Genomic DNA, 4,005 nt, shown 5'->3' on the forward strand with positions numbered 1-4,005 from the left:
TGCCCACCGACCGGGCCAGGGACTTGAACACCCCGCTGCTGACGACCTGTTCGACGACCGAGGGCTCCCGGTCGCCGCCCGCGGTCCGCCGTTCGGCCGGCCTCGATGGCTCCGCCTCGCGGGCGGCCTGCGCGGCCGTCAGCTTCTCGTACGCCGACTCGCGGTCCACAGCCTGTGCGTAACGGCCGTACAGCGGGGACCCCTGGGCCGCGCGGTCCAGGGCCGCCGGGTCCACCGGGCCCATCAGGGACTCGGGCGCCCGCAGCCGGGTCGCCGCGACCGGTGTCGGGGCGCCGCTCTCGCTCAGCACCGTGACCACCGCCTCGCCGGTGCCGAGGCCGGTGAGGATCTCCTCGAGGTCGTAGGGCGAGTCGGGGAACGTCTTCACCGTGGCCTTGAGCGCCTTCTGGTCGTCGGGGGTGAAGGCGCGCAGGGCGTGCTGGACGCGGTTGCCGAGCTGGCCGAGGACGTCGGAGGGCACGTCCTTCGGCGTCTGGGTGACGAAGAAGACGCCGACGCCCTTGGAGCGGATGAGCCGCACGGTCTGCGTGATCGACTCCAGGAACGCCTTCGAGGCTTCGTCGAACAGCAGGTGCGCCTCGTCGAAGAAGAACACCAGCTTCGGCTTGTCCGCGTCGCCGATCTCCGGGAGGTCGTGGAACAGGTCGGCCAGCAGCCACATGAGGAAGGTCGAGAAGAGCCGCGGCCGGTCCTGCACGGCGGACAGTTCGAGTACGGAGACGACCCCGCGCCCGTCCCCGGCCGTGCGCAGCAGCTCGGCGGTGTCGAACTCCGGCTCGCCGAAGAAGTCCGCCATGCCCTGCGCCTCGAAGGCGGTCAGGGAGCGCAGGATCACCCCGGCCGTGGCCGTGGACAGCCCGCCGATGTCCTTGAGTTCCTGCTTGCCCTCGTCGGAGGTGAGGAAGGCGACGACCGCCCTGAGGTCCTTGAGGTCGGTCAGCTCCAGACCCTTGGTGTCGGCGTAGTGGAAGATCAGGCCGAGGGACTGCTCCTGGGTCTGGTTGAGTTCGAGCACCTTGGACAGCAGCAGCGGGCCGAAGCTGGTGACCGTGGCCCGCAGCGGGATGCCGTGACCCGTGCCGCCGAGGGTGTAGAACTCGGCGGGTGAGCCGCCCGGCGTCCACCGCTGGCGGACCTCGGCGGCCCGTGAGCGGATGCGGTCGTTCGCCGCGCCCGGCTCGCTGATGCCGGACAGGTCGCCCTTGACGTCCGCGAGGAAGACCGGCACGCCCCGCGCCGAGAGCTGCTCGGCGACCAGCTGGAGCGTCTTGGTCTTGCCCGTGCCGGTGGCGCCCGCGACCAGCCCGTGCCGGTTGAGCATCGGCAGCGGGATCCGGACCTGCGCGTCCGGCAGACAGTGCCCGTCCCAGATGAGCGCACCGAGTTCGAGGGCCGGCCCGCTGAAGGAGTAACCCGAGGCGATTTCCTGGGCCTCGGGGGGAAGGGAGGCGCGCCGGGCCGGAGAGGAGCCCGGGGTGCCCTGGATGCCCTGTCGCGACGTGGGCGCGCCGGTGGCGGGCGTCGTGTCGTGGTCGGTCATCTCAGCCCCTGTTCCCGATTCGCCCGGGTTTGCTGCGGCATTTCCAGCGTCGCACTCGGGCGGCGAGGCTGCGCCCGGAAGGTCTTGACCGGTAGGCTTTCCGTGTGATCTTCAAGCGCATCGGAAACGGCCGGCCGTACCCCGACCACGGCCGGGAAAGCACCCGGCAGTGGGCGGACGTCGCACCGCGCCCGGTCCGCCTCGATCAGCTCGTGACCACCAAGCAGCAGCTCGACCTGGAGACCCTGCTCGCGGAGGACTCGACCTTCTACGGCGACCTCTTCGCGCACGTCGTGAAGTGGCAGGGCGATCTGTACCTGGAGGACGGCCTCCACCGCGCGGTGCGGGCGGCGCTGCAGCAGCGCCAGGTGCTGCACGCGCGCGTGCTCGAGCTGGACTGAGCGGACCGGCCGTTCGGTAACGGCTTGGACCTTTCGGGTTCTGCTGGGCGGCATCCAATGATCATCTAGTAGGAATCACCGCCCGGGCGCACTAGTCTGCGCCCATGAGCATGCTGACTCCCCCCGGCATGGGCGGGAAGTACCGGATCACGGGGAACAAGTACCCGAGGATGCGCAGGCCCAGGCGGCGCGGCAGGCTCGTGTTCCTGGCCGTCGCCTCCGTCGCCGTGCTCGGCGTGGTCGGCTGGGGCACTCTGCAGCTCATCGACGTCTTCACCGGCGGCAGGAAGGCCGCGGCGGCCGGCGCCAAGGGCGACTGCACCACGAAGGCGGACCGGGCGGCCACGGCGAGCCCGTCGCCCGCCGCCTCCGCGCGCGACCTGCTCAAGCCGGGCCAGATCACCGTGAACGTCCTGAACGCCACACCCCGCAAGGGCCTGGCCAAGCAGACCGCCGACGAGCTGAAGAAGCGCGGCTTCCGCATCGGCCAGGTGGGCAACGCGACCAAGGAGTTCGACAAGAAGATCAAGGGCTCCGGCATGCTGCTCGGCCCGGCCTCGGCCCTCAACACCTCGCTGCCCGTGCTCGCCACCCAGCTCGCCGGCGCCGAGCAGCGCACGGACACCCGCAAGGGCACCGACGTGGACCTGATCATCGGCACCGGCTTCAAGCAACTGACCCCGCAGCCGTCCGCCGCCCAGGCCCTGACCGCCCTCACCGCACCGCGGCCGAGCGCGACGGCGGTCAAGGAGGACTGCTGAGGCACCCCGCGGGACGGATGCCCTACTCGGCCGCCCCGTACATGCGGTCGCCCGCGTCGCCGAGGCCCGGGACGATGTAGCCGTGCTCGTTGAGCCGCTGGTCGACGGAGGCCGTCACGACCGTCACCGGCGTGCCCGCCAGTTCGCGCTCCATGAGCTCGACGCCCTCGGGGGCGGCCAGCAGCACCACGGCGGTCACGTCGTCGGCACCGCGCCTGATCAGCTCCTTGATCGCCGCGACCAGGGTGCCGCCGGTGGCGAGCATCGGGTCGAGCACGTACACCTGACGGCCGGAGAGGTCCTCCGGCATGCGGGTGGCGTACGTCGAGGCCTGCAGCGTCTCCTCGTTGCGGATCATCCCGAGGAAGCCGACCTCGGCGGTCGGCAGCAGCCGGACCATGCCGTCCAGCATGCCGAGCCCGGCCCGCAGGATCGGCACCACCAGCGGGCGCGGGCGGGCGAGCTTGACGCCGGTGGTCTGCGCGACCGGCGTGTGGATGTCGACCTGTTCGGTGCGCACGTCCCGGGTCGCCTCGTAGGCGAGCAGGGTGACCAGTTCGTCGGCGAGCCGGCGGAAGGTCGCGGAGTCGGTGCGGCGGTCGCGCAGCGTGGTGAGCTTGTGGGCGACCAGGGGGTGGTCGACGACGTGGAGACGCATGTGCCCACACTAACCGGGCCCCGCACCCACCCGCCGCCCTCCCACCACTGCTCCCGCACCCCCTGCGACAACACCTCCGGCCACCGCCCCCGCACCCCTCACCAGCACCTCCGGCCGCGGCACCCGCGCCCGACCGGCCACCGCGCCCGCGCCCCAACCGGCCGCACGCCTCCGGCCGCGGCACCCGCGCCCGACCGGCCACCGCGCCCGCGCCCTCGGCCACCGCCCCCGCACCCCTCCCGCAGCACCGCCCGCACCCGCACCCCCGCGGCCGCCGCTTCCGCCGAGCGGCCCGCCGCCGTTTCGGCGAGCGTGCCGGCCGCCACTGACCTCCGCTGATCTGGCATCAAGGACCTCCGCTGATCTGGCATCAAGCCCGCCGTTGGAGGGAAAGTGGGAGGGACGCGACTGGGGTGGTGAACCAATGCCTGACCGGGAGTCCCGGACCACGGACGCACCGGAGTCCGACAGCGAGCGGCGCCGGCGCCGCGCCCGGTTCCTGCGCGAGCTGGCCGAGGCCCGCGCGCTGCGGGACCGCGTCCAGCCCCGCCGGGCCAAGGCCGCCCGGCTGCGGCACGCCATGCGCATGCGCACGTTCCGCTGGTAGGCCCGGTCCCCGGCCAC

General features: G+C 72.6%; 5 protein-coding genes. 3 read left to right on the plus strand and 2 right to left on the minus strand.

What is annotated here, in order from left to right; genetic code table 11:
• Window positions 1–1,561: helicase HerA-like domain-containing protein (locus tag IE249_RS33860; protein ID WP_229859897.1), on the minus strand; the 1,561-nt coding region annotated here is incomplete at its 3' end.
• A 104-nt stretch (window positions 1,562–1,665) separates the two neighbouring features.
• On the opposite strand from IE249_RS33860, the gene IE249_RS33865 reads away from it, so the two are divergent.
• Complete coding sequence (locus tag IE249_RS33865) at window positions 1,666–1,962, plus strand: type II toxin-antitoxin system VapB family antitoxin (protein WP_004943146.1); 297 nt, start codon at window positions 1,666–1,668, stop codon at window positions 1,960–1,962.
• 128 nt (window positions 1,963–2,090) lie between these two features.
• Complete coding sequence (locus tag IE249_RS33870; RefSeq protein ID WP_189711144.1) at window positions 2,091–2,723, plus strand: LytR C-terminal domain-containing protein; 633 nt, start codon at window positions 2,091–2,093, stop codon at window positions 2,721–2,723.
• A gap of 22 nt (window positions 2,724–2,745) precedes the next feature.
• Here the strand turns inward: IE249_RS33870 and upp are convergent, their stop codons facing one another.
• Window positions 2,746–3,381: a uracil phosphoribosyltransferase gene (upp, locus tag IE249_RS33875; protein ID WP_189711085.1), complete on the minus strand. Its 636-nt coding sequence runs from the start codon at window positions 3,379–3,381 to the stop codon at window positions 2,746–2,748.
• Window positions 3,382–3,805: 424 nt separating this feature from the next.
• On the opposite strand from upp, the gene IE249_RS33880 reads away from it, so the two are divergent.
• Window positions 3,806–3,988: a hypothetical protein gene (locus tag IE249_RS33880; RefSeq protein ID WP_189711087.1), complete on the plus strand. Its 183-nt coding sequence runs from the start codon at window positions 3,806–3,808 to the stop codon at window positions 3,986–3,988.
• Window positions 3,989–4,005 lie beyond the last annotated feature (17 nt).

Origin of the sequence: Streptomyces anandii JCM 4720 (assembly GCF_014650655.1) — a bacterium.
Taxonomy (GTDB): domain Bacteria; phylum Actinomycetota; class Actinomycetes; order Streptomycetales; family Streptomycetaceae; genus Streptomyces; species Streptomyces anandii.

What these genes read in the sequence shown, in the direction of transcription:
- IE249_RS33870 (WP_189711144.1), top strand. Translation starts at nt 2,091, where the DNA reads ATGGGCGGGAAGTACCGGATCACGGGGAACAAGTACCCGAGGATGCGC.
- upp (WP_189711085.1), bottom strand. Translation starts at nt 3,381, where the DNA reads ATGCGTCTCCACGTCGTCGACCACCCCCTGGTCGCCCACAAGCTCACC.
- IE249_RS33880 (WP_189711087.1), top strand. Translation starts at nt 3,806, where the DNA reads ATGCCTGACCGGGAGTCCCGGACCACGGACGCACCGGAGTCCGACAGC.